The 15,552-nt window shown below is 69.9% G+C and carries 15 protein-coding genes; 11 read left to right on the plus strand and 4 right to left on the minus strand.

Going from position 1 to position 15,552, the window contains the following annotated elements; translation table 11 throughout:
• Nucleotides 1-5: 5 nt before the first annotated feature.
• Nucleotides 6-1,991, minus strand: coding sequence for a threonine--tRNA ligase (gene thrS, locus KF887_08615; GenBank protein ID QYK43141.1), 1,986 nt, complete (start codon nt 1,989-1,991; stop codon nt 6-8).
• A gap of 134 nt (nt 1,992-2,125) precedes the next feature.
• Here thrS and KF887_08620 point away from each other — a divergent pair, with 134 nt between their 5' ends.
• The 4 genes from KF887_08620 to KF887_08635 all read left to right on the plus strand — a co-directional run bounded on the left by KF887_08620 (nt 2,126) and on the right by KF887_08635 (nt 5,350).
• The gene (locus tag KF887_08620) at nt 2,126-2,782 is read left to right on the plus strand and encodes a DNA-3-methyladenine glycosylase I (GenBank protein ID QYK43142.1); all 657 of its coding nucleotides are present in this window, start codon (nt 2,126-2,128) and stop codon (nt 2,780-2,782) included.
• An 8-nt stretch (nt 2,783-2,790) separates the two neighbouring features.
• The gene (locus KF887_08625) at nt 2,791-3,543 is read left to right on the plus strand and encodes an alpha/beta hydrolase (protein ID QYK43143.1); all 753 of its coding nucleotides are present in this window, start codon (nt 2,791-2,793) and stop codon (nt 3,541-3,543) included.
• The gene (locus KF887_08630; protein QYK43144.1) at nt 3,536-4,516 is read left to right on the plus strand and encodes an alpha/beta fold hydrolase; all 981 of its coding nucleotides are present in this window, start codon (nt 3,536-3,538) and stop codon (nt 4,514-4,516) included. Before KF887_08625 ends, KF887_08630 begins: the two co-directional genes overlap by 8 nt.
• Before the next feature lie 111 nt (nt 4,517-4,627).
• Nucleotides 4,628-5,350 carry a proteasome-type protease gene (locus KF887_08635; protein ID QYK43145.1) on the plus strand — a complete coding sequence of 241 codons (723 nt, stop codon included), beginning with the start codon at nt 4,628-4,630 and terminating at the stop codon, nt 5,348-5,350.
• 69 nt (nt 5,351-5,419) lie between these two features.
• Here the strand turns inward: KF887_08635 and KF887_08640 are convergent, their stop codons facing one another.
• Both KF887_08640 and KF887_08645 read right to left on the minus strand, forming a co-directional pair.
• Nucleotides 5,420-6,364, minus strand: coding sequence for an alpha/beta hydrolase (locus KF887_08640; GenBank protein ID QYK43146.1), 945 nt, complete (start codon nt 6,362-6,364; stop codon nt 5,420-5,422).
• 5 nt (nt 6,365-6,369) lie between these two features.
• Nucleotides 6,370-6,654 (minus strand): SCP2 sterol-binding domain-containing protein, encoded by a 285-nt coding sequence (locus KF887_08645; protein QYK43147.1) that lies wholly within the window; start codon nt 6,652-6,654, stop codon nt 6,370-6,372.
• Nucleotides 6,655-6,734: 80 nt separating this feature from the next.
• Here KF887_08645 and KF887_08650 point away from each other — a divergent pair, with 80 nt between their 5' ends.
• The 5 genes from KF887_08650 to KF887_08670 all read left to right on the plus strand — a co-directional run bounded on the left by KF887_08650 (nt 6,735) and on the right by KF887_08670 (nt 11,899).
• On the plus strand, nt 6,735-7,292 hold the full coding sequence (locus KF887_08650) for a hypothetical protein (protein ID QYK43148.1): 558 nt from the start codon (nt 6,735-6,737) through the stop codon (nt 7,290-7,292).
• Nucleotides 7,293-7,321: 29 nt separating this feature from the next.
• Nucleotides 7,322-10,351 carry a helicase gene (locus tag KF887_08655; protein QYK43149.1) on the plus strand — a complete coding sequence of 1,010 codons (3,030 nt, stop codon included), beginning with the start codon at nt 7,322-7,324 and terminating at the stop codon, nt 10,349-10,351.
• A gap of 27 nt (nt 10,352-10,378) precedes the next feature.
• Nucleotides 10,379-10,699, plus strand: a complete 321-nt coding sequence (locus KF887_08660) for an RNA-binding S4 domain-containing protein (GenBank protein QYK43150.1) — start codon at nt 10,379-10,381, stop codon at nt 10,697-10,699.
• A 52-nt stretch (nt 10,700-10,751) separates the two neighbouring features.
• Entirely contained in the window at nt 10,752-11,090 is a 339-nt protein-coding gene (locus KF887_08665; GenBank protein ID QYK43151.1) for a ferredoxin family protein, read from the plus strand.
• Between the two features lie 299 nt (nt 11,091-11,389).
• Complete coding sequence (locus KF887_08670; protein ID QYK43152.1) at nt 11,390-11,899, plus strand: CarD family transcriptional regulator; 510 nt, start codon at nt 11,390-11,392, stop codon at nt 11,897-11,899.
• 61 nt (nt 11,900-11,960) lie between these two features.
• Here KF887_08670 and cobS read toward each other — a convergent pair whose 3' ends face one another.
• On the minus strand, nt 11,961-12,704 hold the full coding sequence (gene cobS, locus KF887_08675; protein QYK43153.1) for an adenosylcobinamide-GDP ribazoletransferase: 744 nt from the start codon (nt 12,702-12,704) through the stop codon (nt 11,961-11,963).
• Between the two features lie 79 nt (nt 12,705-12,783).
• Here cobS and cobT point away from each other — a divergent pair, with 79 nt between their 5' ends.
• A complete protein-coding gene (gene cobT, locus KF887_08680) occupies nt 12,784-13,803 on the plus strand; it encodes a nicotinate-nucleotide--dimethylbenzimidazole phosphoribosyltransferase (GenBank protein ID QYK43154.1) in 1,020 nt (339 codons plus the stop codon).
• Nucleotides 13,804-13,862: 59 nt separating this feature from the next.
• Nucleotides 13,863-15,521, plus strand: a complete 1,659-nt coding sequence (locus KF887_08685) for a cation:proton antiporter (GenBank protein ID QYK43155.1) — start codon at nt 13,863-13,865, stop codon at nt 15,519-15,521.
• The last annotated feature ends 31 nt before the right edge of the window (nt 15,522-15,552 follow it).

Here is a 15,552-nt window from a genome sequence, read left to right on the forward strand (position 1 = left end):
CGGCGTTACGGCTGTTGCGCGCCGTTGACGCGGCTGTGATCGGCGGCGCGCTGATCGGGCGGCCGGGACTCGGCGGCAAGCGCCGTGACCAGCGTGTCAAGCGGCACGGACTCCACCCGCGTCTCGCCCAGACGGCGGACCGACACGCTGCGCGCGGCCACTTCCTGCATGCCGACGGCAAGGATCACCGGCACCTTGCCGACCGAATGCTCGCGCACCTTGTAGTTGATCTTTTCGTTGCGGGTGTCGGCCTCTGCCCGCACCCCGGCCATGATCAGCGCTGCGGCAACCTCTTCCACATAATCGTCGGCATCCGACACGATCGACGCCACGACCACCTGGCGCGGCGCCAGCCAGAACGGCAGCTTGCCCGCGTGGTTCTCGATCAGGATGCCGATGAAGCGCTCGAACGACCCCAGCACGGCGCGGTGCAGCATGAACGGCCGGTGCCGCGCGCCGTCCTCGCCGATATAGCTGGCATCCAGCCGCTCCGGCAGGTTCGGGTCCAGCTGCAGCGTGCCAAGCTGCCAGTCACGGCCGATGGCATCGGTCAGCACGAACTCCAGCTTCGGGGCATAGAACGCGCCCTCACCCGGGAAGATCGTATAGCTGTGGCCTGCCGCCGTGACCGCATTGGCCATCGCGGCCTCCATCCGGTCCCACATCTCTTCGCTGCCCACGCGCTTTTCGGGGCGGGTCGACAGCTTGATGCGCCACTTGTCAAAGCCGAAGTCCGCATAGATGCGGGCCAGGAACTCGATGAACTTCTGGCTTTCGGCCTCCACCTGGTCGAGCGTGCAGAAGATATGCGCGTCGTCCTGGGTAAAGCCGCGCACGCGCATGATGCCGTGCAGCGCGCCCGAGGGCTCGTAGCGCGCGCAGCTGCCGAACTCGGCCATCCGCAGCGGCAGGTCGCGATAGCTCTTGATGCCCTGGTTGAAGATCTGCACATGGCAGGGGCAGTTCATCGGCTTCAGCGCGTTGATGGTCTTCTCCCGCGCGCCATCCTCGTCGACCTCGACGATGAACATGTTCTCGCGGTAGTTCTCCCAATGGCCCGAGGCTTCCCACAGCTTGCGGTTCACCACCTGCGGCGTGTTCACCTCGACATAGCCATCGGCACGCTGGCGGCGGCGCATGTAGTCCTGGATCACGGTATAGATCGTCCAGCCGTTCGGATGCCAGAACACCTGTCCCGGCGCCTCTTCCTGCATGTGGAACAGGTCCATCTCGCGCCCCAGCTTGCGGTGGTCGCGCTTCGCGGCCTCCTCCAGCATGGTCAGATGCGCCTTCAGGTCGTCGCGGCTGCGGAACGCCACCCCATAGATGCGCTGCAGCATCGGGCGGGTGGCATCGCCCAGCCAGTAGGCGCCTGCCACGTGGGTCAGCTTGAACGCATCGGCGGGCACCTGCCCGGTATGGGACAGATGCGGACCCCGGCAGAGGTCCTGCCAGGGGCCGTGCCAGTACATGCGGATCGGCTCGCCCTCGGGGATTCGGTCCAGCAGCTCGACCTTGAAGGGTTCGCCGCGCTGCTCGTAATGGGCGCGGGCACGGGCGCGGTCCCACAGTTCGGTGCGGACCGGATCGCGGGCGTTGATGATCGCCTTCATCCGCGCCTCGATCTGGCCAAGATCCTCCGGCGTGAAGGGCTCGGCCCGGTCGAAGTCATAGAACCAGCCGTGGTCGCGCACCGGCCCGATGGTGACCTTCACGTCGGGCCAGATCTCCTGCACCGCGCGGGCCATGATATGCGCAAGGTCGTGGCGGATCAGTTCGAGCGCCTGCACCTCGTCGGCCATGGTGTGAATGGCGATGGCGGCATCCGCCTCGATCGGCCAGGCCAGATCCCAGTGCGCGCCGTTCACGCTGGCGCTGATCGCCTTCTTCGCCAGCCCGGGCGCGATGGCGGCGGCCACCTGCGCGGGGGTCGTCCCGGCGGGGAAGGACCGCACGGCGCCATCGGGGAAGGTCAGGGATATCGGGGCCATGGCTGGCTCTCCTCGTCGGTTCGGCGCCTACGGAACGCCCGGTTGCGGGTATGGTCGCGGCGTTCTGCGCGCAGCGCATGGCATTGTCAACGGTCCGGCACTCTGCCAGCCTGCCGCGGCACAGGGAGGGGCGGATGCGCAGTTTCGACGAAATCCTTTCCATCGCGGCGGAACGGAAAGGCGGGGCCGACAGGGTGCTGGCGGGCGTGCCCGTGCCGAAGTCGCCAGACGAACTGGCCGCGATCCCCGACGACCGCTGGCTGGCCGCGATGGCCCGCGGCATCTTTCAGGCCGGGATCAGCTGGTCCGTGGTCGATGCGAAATGGCCCGGCATCGAGACGGCATTCCACGGCTTCGACGTGGGCCGTGTGTCGATGATGGATGACGACTGGTTCGATGCGCTTGTGTCGGATCCGAGGGTGATCCGCAGCGGCGCCAAGATCGCGGCGATCCGCGACAACGCCGCCTTCATCCGCGAAACCGGCGGTTTCGGGCGCCGGGTGGGCGACTGGCCCGCCTCCGATTTCGTCGGGCTGCTGGACTGGCTGGGCCGGGGCGGCAGCCGGCTCGGCGGCACGACGGGGCAATACATGCTGCGCCAGATGGGCAAGGAAAGCTTCATCCTGACGCGCGACGTGGTGGCTCGGCTGGTCGCCGAAGGGGTGATCGACGGCCCCCCGGGATCGCGCAAGGCCATGGCGGCGGTGCAGGCGGCGTTCGACCGCTGGCGGGCCGAAAGCGGACAGAGCCTGTCGGCGATCAGCCGCGTGCTGGCGCAGAGCATCGGCTAGGGGGCGGCATGACGGACTACCTGACGACACCCGAAGGCCGTCGCATCGCCCACCACCGCACACCCGGGCGCGGGCCGGGGGTGGTGTTCATGGGCGGCTTCCGGTCGGACATGACAGGCACCAAGGCGGTCTATCTGGAGGAACGCGCGCGCATCGCGGGACGGGCCTTCTTGCGTTTCGACTATTCCGGCCATGGCGAGTCCTCGGGCACCTTCGAGGAGGGCTGCATCGGCGACTGGGCGGCCGACGCCATGGCGGCCGTCGCGGCGCTGACCGAGGGGCCGCAGGTCATCGTCGGGTCGTCGATGGGCGGATGGATCGCGCTGTTGCTGGCGCGCGCCATGCCCGACCGGGTGATCGGCCTCGTCGGGGTCGCCGCCGCCCCGGACTTCACCGAGGATCTGGTCTGGGCGGGCTTGTCGGATACCGACCGTGCGCAGCTGATGGCCGCGGGCCGGGTGGAACGCGCCTCGGCCTATGCCGACGGTCCCTATGTCTACACCCGCCGGCTGATCGAGGACGGGCGCCGCCATCTGGTGCTGCGCGACGCGCTCGACCTGCCGATGCCGGTGCGTCTGGTGCAGGGCACGGCCGACACCGACGTGCCCCCCTCGGTGGCGCTGCGGCTGATGGATCATGCGAACGGCCCCGACATCCGGCTGACCCTGATCAAGGGCGCCGACCATCGGTTGTCATCGCCCGGCGCGCTTGCCGTGATCGGCGCGGCGGTGGACGACCTGTGCGGAGACAACGATGCGTAGCCTTGGCAAATGGATCGGGCGCGTGTTTGTCCTGGTCATCGTGACGGTCGCCGCCCTGTGGTTTCTCGTGCCGCGCGACCGGATGGACCCGACGCTGGACTTCGATGCGGCCGCGCTGCCCGAAGACCTGGATGCCTGGCTCGCGGCGCGCGAGGCGGTCATCCCGGACATCGTGCCCGGCGCCGGGAAGGCCATCGTATGGGCGGGCGAACCGGGCGTCCGCACGGCGATGGCGGTGGTCTATGTCCACGGCTTTTCGGCCACCTGGCACGAAATCGCCCCGGTGCCGCAGGACGTGGCGCGGGCGCTTGGCGCCAACCTCTACCTGACCCGGCTGGCCGGGCATGGGCGGGACGGGGCGGCGATGGCCACGGCCAGCCCCGAGGACTGGATGACCGACCTTGCCGAGGCCCTGGCCATCGGGCGGCGGCTGGGCGATCGGGTGCTGATCATCGCCACCTCGACCGGGGCGACCCTGGCCACCGTCGGGCTGGCCGACCCTGCCGGGGCCCGCGACGTGGCGGGCGCGGTGTTCGTGTCGCCGAACTACCGGCTGGCATCGGTTGCGGGCGCGATCCTCGACATGCCGCTGGCGCGGCACTGGGGCCCCTGGGTGGCAGGGGCGGAACGGGCCTTCACGCCGGTGAACGCGGATCACGCGCGGTGGTGGACGACCCGCTATCCGACCGCTGCGCTGTTTCCCATGGCCACGCTGATGCGCCATGCGCGCGCGCTGGACTTCGGGGCGATGACGGTGCCGCTGCTGGTCATCCGGTCGCCGCAGGACCGGGTGGTTGATGCCGGGGCTTCGGCGGCTGTCGTGTCGGCCTGGGGCGCGCCCGCCCGGCTGGTCGAGCCGGATCTGACCCCGGCCGACGATCCCTACGCCCATGTGATCGCGGGCGATGTGCTGTCGCCGGGCCAGACCGCCTGGGCAACCGCGCTGATCCTCGACTGGGCGCGGGGGCTCTGAGCGCGGCATGGCGTGCCTTCGGCGCAACATCCCGATGCTTGCGCGCCGTGCCGCTTCCCCCCGGGCGTTGCGGGCGCTAGCTGTTCCCCCTGCGCGACCCGGGGGGCTTTCATGACCTATTGCGTCGGTCTCATGCTGAACGAGGGCATCGTCCTTCTGTCGGACACGCGCACCAATGCCGGGCTCGACAACATCGCGACCTACCGCAAGATGTTCGTGTTCGAGGAACCGGGCGAACGGGTCATCGCGATCCTCACGGCGGGCAGCCTGTCGGTCAGCCAGACGACGCTGGCCCGCCTGCGCGAGGCGATCGACGGGCCGGAACCCACGCCCGACACCTCGATCATGCTGGCGCCGACGATGCTGAAGGTCGCCCAGATCATCGGCGACATGCTGGCCGAGGTGCGCCGCGAGATCGACGAGAAGATGTCGATGGCGCAGGGTGTGACCGCGACGATGATCGTGGCGGGGCAGCGCGCGGGCGGGGCGATGCGGCTGTTCCTGATCTATCCCGAGGGGAACTTCATCGAGGCGACCGAGGACACGCCGTTCCTGCAGATCGGCGAGCACAAGTATGGCAAGCCGATCCTCGACCGGGTGGTCAAGCCCACCACCAGCCTGACCGATGCGAAGAAGGCGGTGCTGCTGTCGATGGATTCGACCCTGCGGTCGAACCTGTCGGTGGGAATGCCGCTGGACCTGGCGGTGATCGCGCGGGATGCCTGCCGGGTGACCGAGCGCCGCCGGATCGAGGCAGGCGACGAGGCGTTCCGCGCGATGTCCGAGGCCTGGTCAAAGGCGCTGCGCGACGGGTTCTCGCGGATCGAGATCTGATCGCGCCGGGGCGTCCCACGATGGGACGCTTTTCGGGCCCAACGATTCCAATGGGTTGTCGTTCCGCGTTTACGGTTTGTTAGGAACCGCCGCGAAATGCGCCGCCGCCGCGTCGAAGAAGCGGGCGCGGATCGCGGGGGTTTCCATCATCACCTCGTGCTGGGCGCCCTCGGCCATGTCCAGCCGGGCGGTGGGCCAGCGGTCGATCAACGCGCGCAGGCGCCGCACCTCGACGATGCGTTCGCCGGTTCCGACGATCACCAGCGCCGGGATCGCGGGCAGCGGCTGGCGTGCCAGCCAGTTGCATTCGGCCAGCGCGCAGTCGAGCCAGTGCAGGCTTGGCCCGCCCAGCCCGAGTTCGGGATGGGCGCGCAACTGGCCGCCCATCCAGTCCCACATCGCGCGGTCGGTGGTCAGCGTGTTGTCCTCGAACGGGGCGGCCAGCGGGTAGGGGACGGGCCTGGTCGACGGCGCATAGCGCGCGCCCAGCCGCGTGGCCCGCGCCGCGGCCCCCATCACACGGACCACGGGCGCCAGCATCGGTGCCATGGCGATGCCCCACATCGGTGCCGAGAACACGGCCGAGCGCACCGGGAACGCCTCGATCAGCGCGCGCAGGCCGATGGCGCCACCCATCGAGTGCCCGAGCAGGTGCAGCGGGGCGGGCAGGCCGAGCGCCTGCACCAGCGGCAGCGCCGCGCGCAGGTCGCGCTGATAGTCGGCGAAGCGGCCCACATGCCCCAGCATCGGGTCCGGGGTCAGCCGGTCCGCGAGACCCTGGCCGCGGTTGTCGATGGCCAGCACATGAAAGCCCCGCGCCACCAGATCGCCCGCCGCGCGGCCGTATTTCTCGATGCACTCGGTGCGGCCGGGGATCAGGAACACCGTGCCACGGTCGCCGCCCGGCCAATGCGCCGCGCGCAGGCGCAGGCCGTCATCGGCCCGCAGCCAGAACGCCCGCCCCCCGGGCGGGCCATCGGCGATGCCGTGATGCAGCGGCGCTTCGCCTTCCATCAACGTCAGCCGAGGATCGAACCGAGCTTCATCGCCATGCCCATGTTGCCGTCGACGGCGAGCTTGCCCTGCATGAAGGCGGCGGTCGGGTTCATGTCGCCCGAAAGGATCGCCTGGAACACATCGGCATCCGCCGTCAGCGTCACATCGGCCTCGTCATCGCCGGCGCGCACGCCGTCGCCATCGACGATGATCGAGCCTTCGCCCTCGATCACGAACTTCGCCACGCCGTCGAACCCGGCTACCTTTTCGCTCAGCGCGGCCACGGCCGCGGCGATCACGTCGCTCATCCCAGTCTCCATTCCGTCTGTTCCGAAGTCGTGATGCCGCCCCACTGGCATTCGGGCCCGCCCACGCTACACTTGCCGTTATGAAAGCACGCGGGCTGTTTCACAAATATATCGTTGCGGCACTCGTGCCGATTTTTCTGGCGGTGCCCGGTTTCGCGCAGGACGCGAGCACGGATGACCTTTTTGCACGCCTGAAGGAAGCGGACGAGCGCGCCGCCCGGCGGGTCGAGCGCGAGATCTGGAATGCCTGGTCGAAATCGGGCTCTGCCTCGGCCGACCTTCTGCTGCAGCGCGGCCGCGACGCGATGCGCGAGGGCAAGCTGGATGCGGCCATCGAGCACCTGACGGCGCTTGTCGACCATGCCCCGGGCTTTGCCGAGGGGTGGAATGCGCGGGCGACCGCCTATTTCCAGGCCGGCCAGTATGGCCCTTCGGTGTCCGACATCGCCGAGGTCCTGCGGCTGGAGCCGCGGCATTTCGGGGCGCTTGCCGGATTTGGCGCGATCCTGGAGGCAACCGACCGCGAGGCCGAGGCGCTTGAGGTCTATCGCGCCGCGCTTGCTATACATCCCCACCTTGCCGGGGTAAGGGACGCGGTGTCCCGGCTGGAAGCCAAGCGGTCGGGGCAGGAACTCTGACCTGACCACGCCCGGGCGGGGCACGCCACATGCTGACACCTTCGCGCGTGACGGCCGTCCTGGGCCCCACCAACACCGGCAAGACGCATTACGCCATCGAGCGGATGCTGGGGCATCGCACGGGCGTGATCGGCCTGCCGCTGCGCCTGTTGGCGCGCGAGGTCTATGACCGCATCGTCAAGGCGCGCGGCCCCTCGGTTGCCGCGCTTGTCACGGGCGAGGAGCGGATCGTGGGCGAACGGGCGGCCTACTGGGTCTGCACGGTCGAGGCGATGCCGGTCGACATCGGGGCCGATTTCCTGGCGGTCGACGAGATCCAGCTGTGCGCCGACCCCGACAGGGGCCACATCTTCACCGACCGGCTGCTGAACGCGCGGGGGCTGGTCGAGACCATGTTCCTCGGGTCCGAGGCGATGCGGGGGGCAATCGCGGCCCTGGTGCCGCATGTGCAGTTCATGCGCCGCGAGCGGTTTTCGACGCTGAGCTGGTCAGGTTCGAAAAAGATAAGCCGGATGCCCGCGCGATCGGCCATCGTGGGTTTCAGTGTCGAGAATGTCTATGCGATGGCCGAGGTCATCCGCCGCATGAAGGGTGGCGCGGCGGTGGTGATGGGGGCGCTGTCGCCCCGCACGCGCAATGCGCAGGTCGACCTGTACCAGAACGGCGAGGTGGATTACCTGGTCGCCACCGATGCCATCGGCATGGGCCTGAACCTTGACATCCGGCATGTCGCCTTTTCGGCGACGGACAAGTTCGACGGGCGCCGGATGCGCCCGCTGTTCCCCCATGAGATGGGCCAGATCGCGGGCCGGGCAGGGCGCCACCTGACGCCGGGAACCTTCGGGGTGACGGGCGAGGCGGGGCTGCTGGACGACGAACTGATCGAGGCCATCGAGAATCACCGGTTCGCGCCGGTCCGGCGGCTGTTCTGGCGCAACGGCGAACTGGACTTCGGCACGGCCGCGCGGCTGGTGGCCAGCCTGGAGGCGCCGACGGCCAACGAATGGCTGATCAGGGCCCGCGAGGCCGATGACCAGATCGCGCTGAAGACGCTGATGGAGATGCCCGAGGTGGCGGCCCGGCTGACCGGCCCGCAGGCGGTGCGGCGGCTCTGGGATGTGTGCCGGGTGCCCGATTTCCGCGGGCTGGGCACCCATGACCATGCGACGCTGCTGGCGCGTCTGTTCGGCTTCCTGTCGGACGGGCAGATCCCCTCGGACTGGATCGCCACCGCCATCGCCCGCATCGACCGCACCGATGGCGACATCGACACGCTGTCGAAACGGCTCGCCTTCATCCGCACCTGGACCTACGTGGCGCAACGCGCGGGCTGGGTCGCCGATGAACCCCATTGGCGCGGCGAGACCCGCGCGGTAGAAGACCGCCTGTCGGATGCGCTCCACGCCGCACTGACCCGCGCATTCGTGGACCGGCGCACATCCGTGCTTTTGCGCCGGTTGAAGCAGAAGGAGAGCCTTGTGGCCGAGGTGAATGACAAGGGCGAGGTGACCGTCGAGGGGCAGCCCGCCGGACGGCTGGAGGGTTTCCGCTTCCGGCAGGATGCGACGGGATCGCCCGACGAGGCGCGCGTGCTGCGCCAGGCGGCCGAACAGGCCCTGCGCCCCGAGTTCCACCTGCGGGCGGACCGGTTCTACAACGCGCCGGACACCGAACTGGACTATACCGAACAGGGCGGGCTGATGTGGGGCACCACGGCGGTCGGCAAGCTGGTCAAGGGGGGCGATGCGCTGCGCCCGGCCGTCGAACCCTTCGTCGATGACGAGGCGGGCCCCGACGTGGCCGAAAAGGTGCGCCGCCGCCTGCAGCATTTCATCGACCGCAAGGTCGCGTCGCTGTTCGAGCCGCTGCTGGCGCTGCAGAAGGACGAGGCGGTGACCGGACTGGCGCGGGGCGTCGCGTTCCGCCTGGTCGAGGCGATGGGGGTGCTGCCGCGCGCCGATGTGGCCGAGGATGTCAAGGCGCTCGACCAGGAGGCGCGGGCGGCACTGCGCAAGAATGGCGTGCGGTTCGGGCAGTACACGATCTTCCAGCAGGCCCTGCTGAAACCGGCACCGACGCGGCTGCGGCTGGTGCTGTGGTCGCTGTGGGCTGGGCTGTCCGAGTTTCCGGAAAGCCCGCCGCCTGGCCTGGTGACCATTCCGAACCTCCGCGAGGTGCCGCGCGGGCACTACACGCTGTCGGGCTATCATCCGGCGGGCGCGCGGGCGATCCGCATCGACATGCTGGAACGGCTGGCCGACCTGCTGCGGGCCAAGGACAGCCGCGCGGGATTCGAGGCGATGCCCGAAATGCTGTCGATCACCGGCATGACGATGGACCAGTTCGCCGACCTGATGGGGGGGCTCGGATATCGCGCCGAGAAGGCCGAGCGGCCCAAGGTCAGGCCCGAGGCGGCTGCGGCGGCGACCGGACTCCCGGCCACCGAGGCGCCCGCCGAAGCAGGGGCAGCCGACGTGCCGCCGGATGCCGCACCGGCCGAACCCGCCCAGCCTGCGGCGCCCGAGGCCGCGTCGGAGGGGCCACAGGCGGCTGCCGTGGAAGAACCAGAGGCGGCGGCCCCGGTCGAGATGGAAGCGTTCTACACCTTCACCTGGGCACCGCGCCCGCGCGGCGACGCGCGCCGGGGCGGCCAGGGCCGGGGGCAGGGCGAGGGTGCAGAGGGTGGCACCGGCGGCGGCGGCAACCGCGGCCGTGGCGACCGTCCGCGTGGCGACCGGAAGCCGCAGGGCGGCCGTCCGCCCCGGGGCGACGCCGCCCCGGCGCCACAGCCTGCGGCGGCCGAGGCAGGCCCCGCCGAACCCGCAGCCCGCCCCGAGGGCGAAGGGGGCCGCGGTCCGCGCCACCAGCACGGCGGCAAGCCGCATGGCGGCGGCCAAGGCAAGCATGGCGGGAAACCGGGCGGCAAGGGCGGCAAGCCGGACCACCGCCCGCGCGACGGCCGGCCGAAGGTGCACGAGGCGCGCCCGCCGCGCCCCGAAAAGCCCATCGACCCCGACAATCCCTTTGCCGTGCTGGCCGCGCTGAAGGGGCGGCTGTGACACCGCGGCTGCCGGCCTGACGGCACAATGGCGGCCCCGCCCCCCGGCGACGCCCCGCGCGCAACGCTGCGCATCGACAAGTGGCTGTTTCACGCACGGTTCTTCCGTGCGCGCGGCGCGGCCACCGCAATGATCGAGGGCGGTACCGCGCGGGTCAACGGGCAGCGCATCGGCAAGCCCGCGCATGGCGTTGCGCCGGGCGATGTGCTGACCTTCCCGCAGGGCGGGCGCATCCGGGTGGTGCGGATTCTTGCGCTCGGTGACCGGCGCGGCCCGGCGCCCGAGGCGCAGGCGCTTTATGCCGATCTCGATTCGGGCGATGCTGAGGGCCCCGGCCCGCTTGAATGATCTGCCGTGCCGGGCTAGCTAGGCGCGTGCCACACCCAGGGACACCCGACCCATGACCTATGTCGTCACCGACAACTGCATCGCCTGCAAGTACACCGACTGCGTCGAGGTATGTCCGGTCGATTGCTTCTACGAGGGTGAGAACATGCTGGTCATCCACCCGGACGAGTGCATCGACTGCGGCGTGTGCGAGCCGGAGTGCCCGGCCGACGCGATCCGCCCCGACACCGAGCCGGACATGGAGAAATGGGTCGAGTTCAACCGGAAGTATTCGACGATGTGGCCGGTTATCGTGACCCGCAAGGATCCGCTGCCCGAGGCGACCGAGCGGGACGGCGAAACCGGCAAGCTGGACAAGTACTTCTCGCCCGCCGCCGGCGAGGGCGGCTGAGCGGGCGCCGAATCGGCTGACGCTGCGTCAAGCGCGGTGTCCGGCGGGTTCGCGCGAATCTGTGAATGATTCCAATAGGGCTGCGGCATGCCTGCGGCGTGGGCGCCCGTTGGATTTGCGGCTTTTTTGTGCTATACAACAGTTACAAAGAAGCATGGGAGCCTGCCGCCTGGCCCGGGACTGCCACCCTGGGCCGGGTTCATCTGTGACAAATGACCGTCATCATCGCGGATGCCACGCCGCGGTCGGTGGCGTGTCGCCGGTGATGGGCATGCAAACCGACCGAGGAAGCGCACCGAATGACCAAGACCCGTAAGCCTGATTTCCGTCCGAACGAGTTCGTCGTGTATCCCGCGCATGGCGTGGGCCGGATCATTTCCATCGAAGAGCAGGAGATCGCGGGCTTCAAGCTCGAACTCTTCGTCATCACCTTCGAGAAGGACAAGATGACCCTGCGCGTGCCCACCCACAAGGCGACCGAGATCGGGATGCGCCCGCTGTCGGCGCCCGATGTGGTGACCAAGGCTCTGGACACGCTGAAGGGAAAGGCCAAGGTCAAGCGGGCCATGTGGTCGCGCCGGGCGCAGGAATACGAGCAGAAGATCAACTCGGGCGACCTGCTGTCGATTGCCGAGGTGGTGCGCGACCTGCACCGCGCCGACGACCAGCGGGAACAGAGCTATTCCGAGCGCCAGCTTTACGAGGCCGCGCTGGAACGCCTGACGCGCGAGGTTGCGGCGGTGTCGAACCTGGACGAGAAGGGCGCGCAGAAGGCGGTGGACGAGGTTCTGCTGACCCGCGCGGCCTGACCCATCCTGCGGCGTGCAAAGGACGGCGGTCCCCCCGGGGGGCCGCCGTTTCCGTTCGGGCCTAGCGCGTCCAGGCCGCGGCAAGCGCCAGTACCGCCGCCTCGGTCACCTGCTGCGCCGCGCCGAGGATGTCGCCGGTCTGGCCGCCGATGCGGGCCCGCGCCGTCCAGGCCACCAGCATCGCGGGAACCGCCCCTGCCATGGCGACCGCCGCCACCACGGGGCCAAGCGCGACAAGGCCGATCGCGATGGCGACCCCGGCGCAGGCCCAGGCGGTGCCCGCCGGGGGCCTGCCGGTGGCATGCGAGAACCCCGCGCCCCGCGCGTTCGGCAGCGCGGCCATGATCGCCGCCATCGGCGCGCGCGACAGGGCCCCCGCCGCCACGCATGCCGCCAGCAGCCCGCCGCCTTCGGCGAGGGCGGCAAGCGCCGACCAGCGGGCCAGCGTGACCAGCGACAGTGCGATCACCCCGAAACTGCCCACCCGGCTGTCCTTCATGATCGCGAGGCGGCGCGCGGGATCGCGGGCGCCGAACAGGCCGTCGGCGGTATCGGCCAGCCCGTCCTCGTGCAGGGCGCCGGTGGTCAGCACCAGAACCAGCAGCACGCAGACCGCCGCCACGCCCGGCGGCAGGCCCGCCGCCATCGCCGCCTGGCCCGCCAGCCCGGCCAGCAGCCCCAGGCCCGCGCCGATCACCGGCCAGGCCCAGGCAGAGGCTGCGCCGCGCGGGCGGTGGGCGGGGACCGGCAGGCGCGTCAGCAGCGCGGCGGCCTCGGCCAGATCGGACAGGACGCGGTGCATCATTGCGGGGTCGCTTTCGGGCTGGCCATCGTGGTCTGCCGTGGGTAGCCAAGTGCCAGGCATTCGGCAACGGAGAACGCGCATGGCCCCGCTTACCTCGCTCCAGTCCTTTCGCGCGACGCTGGCGGGGGCGCCCGGGCCTGACGCCGGTGCGATCGCGGCGGCGCAGAACCGGCAGGGACAGTTGACGAAACCCCCCGGTTCACTGGGCCGGCTGGAGGATCTGGCGGTCTGGTACGCCGGCTGGCGCGGTGAGGCGCGCCCCGTGCTGGCCCGGCCGCAGGTCGTGATATTCGCGGGGAATCATGGGGTTGCCGCGCGGGGTGTCAGCGCCTTTCCGGCCGCTGTCACGGCGCAGATGGTGGCGAACTTCGAGGCCGGGGGGGCCGCGATCAACCAGTTGTCGCGCGTCGCCGGTGCGGCGATGTCGGTGGTGGCACTGGATCTGGACCGCCCGACCGCCGATTTCACCGAGGGCGCCGCGATGTCGGTGCGCGAAGTGATGCAGGCCCTGGCCGCAGGCTGGGAAGCCGTCGATCCCGCCGCCGATCTGCTGGTGGTGGGCGAGATGGGCATCGGCAACACCACGTCGGCCGCCGCGATTGCCTGCGCGCTCTATGGCGGCGACCCGGCGCAATGGGTCGGGCGGGGCACCGGGGTGGACGATGCCGGACTGGCCCGCAAGACCGAAGCCGTGGCGGCAGGTGTTGCGCGGCATGGCGGAGCCGATGCCGGGGTGCCGCCGCTGGAAACGCTGCGCTGCCTCGGCGGGCGCGAGATCGCCGCCATGGCGGGCGCCATCGCCCGGGCCCGGGTCGAGCGGATCCCGGTGATCCTGGACGGTTTCATCACCTGCGCGGCCGCCGCCGTGCTGCATGAGGCGGTGCCGGGCTGCCTGGACCATGCGGTCGCCGGGCATGTCTCGGCCGAGGCGGCGCATGGGGCGCTGCTGTCGATGCTGGGCAAGGAACCGCTGCTGGACCTTGGGCTGCGGCTGGGCGAAGGTTCGGGTGCGGCACTGGCGATGGCGGTGATGCGGGCGGCGGTCGAATGCCACGCGGGCATGGCAACCTTTGCGGAGGCGGGGGTATCGGGCGGCTGATCGGCCGGATTCCAGGCACGTGCCGGGCGGTGTAACGGCGGGATGAAAGGCGGGCGGCGATGCATGGCGGGAACGTGTTCTACGAGATCGCGGGCCTTGTGATCCTTGCCGCCGGGGCCGGGTTCGTCGGCCTGATGCTGCGGCAGCCGCTGGTCGTGGCCTTCATCGCGGTCGGCATCCTGGCCGGACCGGGTGCCCTGGGGCTGGTCTCCTCGCCCGAGTTCATCGAGACGCTGAGCCAGATCTCGATTGCGGTGCTGCTGTTCCTGGTCGGGCTGAAGCTGGATCTTTCCCTGGTGAAAAGCCTTGGTCGGGTCGCCGTGGCGACGGGGCTGGGGCAGGTGGGGTTTACCGCCGTCTTCGGTTTCCTGATCTGCGTGGCCCTGGGGATCGACGCGCTGACGGCGGTCTACGTTGCGGTCGCGCTGACGTTTTCGTCTACCATCATCATCGTCAAGTTGTTGTCGGACAAGCAGGAAATCGCGGCGCTGCACGGCAGGATCGCGCTTGGATTCCTGATCGTTCAGGACCTTTTCGTGGTCTTCGCGATGATCGCCCTGTCGGCGTTCGGCATGGGGACGGGCGAGGACGGCGCGGGCGGGGGCGATGTGTTGCGGCTGGCGCTTGGCGGCGTGGGCCTGATCGCCGGGACGCTGGTCTTCATCCGCTATGCCGCCGGGCCGCTGTTGCGGCTGATCGCGCGGTCGCCGGAGCTGATGGTGATCTTTGCGGTCGGCTGGGCGGGGGGATTTGCGGCGCTGTCGGACATGATCGGCTTTGGCAAGGAACTTGGCGGCCTGCTGGCGGGGGTTTCGCTGGCGTCGACCGAGTACCGCGACGCCATCGGATCGCGGCTGGCCAGCCTGCGGGACTTTCTGCTGCTGTTCTTCTTCATCAACCTGGGTGCGGGGCTGGACCTTTCGACCATCGGCGCGCAGGTCTGGCCGGCTGCGGTGCTGTCGGTCTTTGTGCTGCTGGGCAACCCTTTGATCGTGCTGATCATTCTTGGGTACATGGGGTACCGGAAGCGGACCGGGTTTCTGGCCGGGCTGACGGTGGCGCAGATCTCGGAGTTCTCGCTGATCTTCATGGCGATGGGGCTGAGCCTTGGGCATGTGGAGGAAAGCGCGGTCGGGCTGGTTACCATCGTCGGGCTGATCACCATCGCGCTGTCGGTCTACATGATCACGTTCTCGCACCGACTGTACGCGCTGTGCGAGCCGTTGCTGGGCTGGGCCGAGCGGCGCGAACCGTTCCGTGAGCTGGCCGAGGAAGGGCGCGAGACGGAGGCGCCGCATGACTTTGTCATCTTCGGCCTGGGCCGCTATGGGCGACGTATTGGCAAGGCATTGACATCGCGCGGTTTTCGGGTGCTTGGCGTCGATTTCGACCCCGAGGCCCTGGCCCGATGGCGTCAGATGGGCATGGCGGGCGCGTTCGGCGATGCCACCGATCCCGAGTTCGTGGCGCATCTGCCGCTGACCGAGGTGCGGGCGGTCATTTCCGCCGTGCCGCGCGAGCGCGGTCCGCTGAGCGAGGCCGACCCGCATGTGGCGGTGGTGCAGGGGTTGCGCGCGGCGGGGTTCCGGGGTGTCGTGGCCCTGTCGGCGGGGGACGCGGAGCAGGGCGAGGCCCTGCGGGCGCAGGGCGCGGACCTGGTGCTGACCCCGTTCGAGGATGCGGCCGACCATGCGGCGGAGAAGCTGGCCCGGCTGTGACGGCGCAGGGTGATTCGCTTCGGGGTTAATG

It is taken from the genome of Paracoccaceae bacterium (assembly GCA_019454225.1).
Classification (GTDB): Bacteria; Pseudomonadota; Alphaproteobacteria; order Rhodobacterales; family Rhodobacteraceae.

Coding starts and splice junctions, on each gene's coding strand:
- thrS (QYK43141.1), bottom strand. CDS start 1,991: ATGGCCCCGATATCCCTGACCTTCCCCGATGGCGCCGTGCGGTCCTTC.
- KF887_08620 (QYK43142.1), top strand. CDS start 2,126: ATGCGCAGTTTCGACGAAATCCTTTCCATCGCGGCGGAACGGAAAGGC.
- KF887_08625 (QYK43143.1), top strand. CDS start 2,791: ATGACGGACTACCTGACGACACCCGAAGGCCGTCGCATCGCCCACCAC.
- KF887_08630 (QYK43144.1), top strand. CDS start 3,536: ATGCGTAGCCTTGGCAAATGGATCGGGCGCGTGTTTGTCCTGGTCATC.
- KF887_08635 (QYK43145.1), top strand. CDS start 4,628: ATGACCTATTGCGTCGGTCTCATGCTGAACGAGGGCATCGTCCTTCTG.
- KF887_08640 (QYK43146.1), bottom strand. CDS start 6,364: ATGGAAGGCGAAGCGCCGCTGCATCACGGCATCGCCGATGGCCCGCCC.
- KF887_08645 (QYK43147.1), bottom strand. CDS start 6,654: ATGAGCGACGTGATCGCCGCGGCCGTGGCCGCGCTGAGCGAAAAGGTA.
- KF887_08650 (QYK43148.1), top strand. CDS start 6,735: ATGAAAGCACGCGGGCTGTTTCACAAATATATCGTTGCGGCACTCGTG.
- KF887_08655 (QYK43149.1), top strand. CDS start 7,322: ATGCTGACACCTTCGCGCGTGACGGCCGTCCTGGGCCCCACCAACACC.
- KF887_08660 (QYK43150.1), top strand. CDS start 10,379: ATGGCGGCCCCGCCCCCCGGCGACGCCCCGCGCGCAACGCTGCGCATC.
- KF887_08665 (QYK43151.1), top strand. CDS start 10,752: ATGACCTATGTCGTCACCGACAACTGCATCGCCTGCAAGTACACCGAC.
- KF887_08670 (QYK43152.1), top strand. CDS start 11,390: ATGACCAAGACCCGTAAGCCTGATTTCCGTCCGAACGAGTTCGTCGTG.
- cobS (QYK43153.1), bottom strand. CDS start 12,704: ATGATGCACCGCGTCCTGTCCGATCTGGCCGAGGCCGCCGCGCTGCTG.
- cobT (QYK43154.1), top strand. CDS start 12,784: ATGGCCCCGCTTACCTCGCTCCAGTCCTTTCGCGCGACGCTGGCGGGG.
- KF887_08685 (QYK43155.1), top strand. CDS start 13,863: ATGCATGGCGGGAACGTGTTCTACGAGATCGCGGGCCTTGTGATCCTT.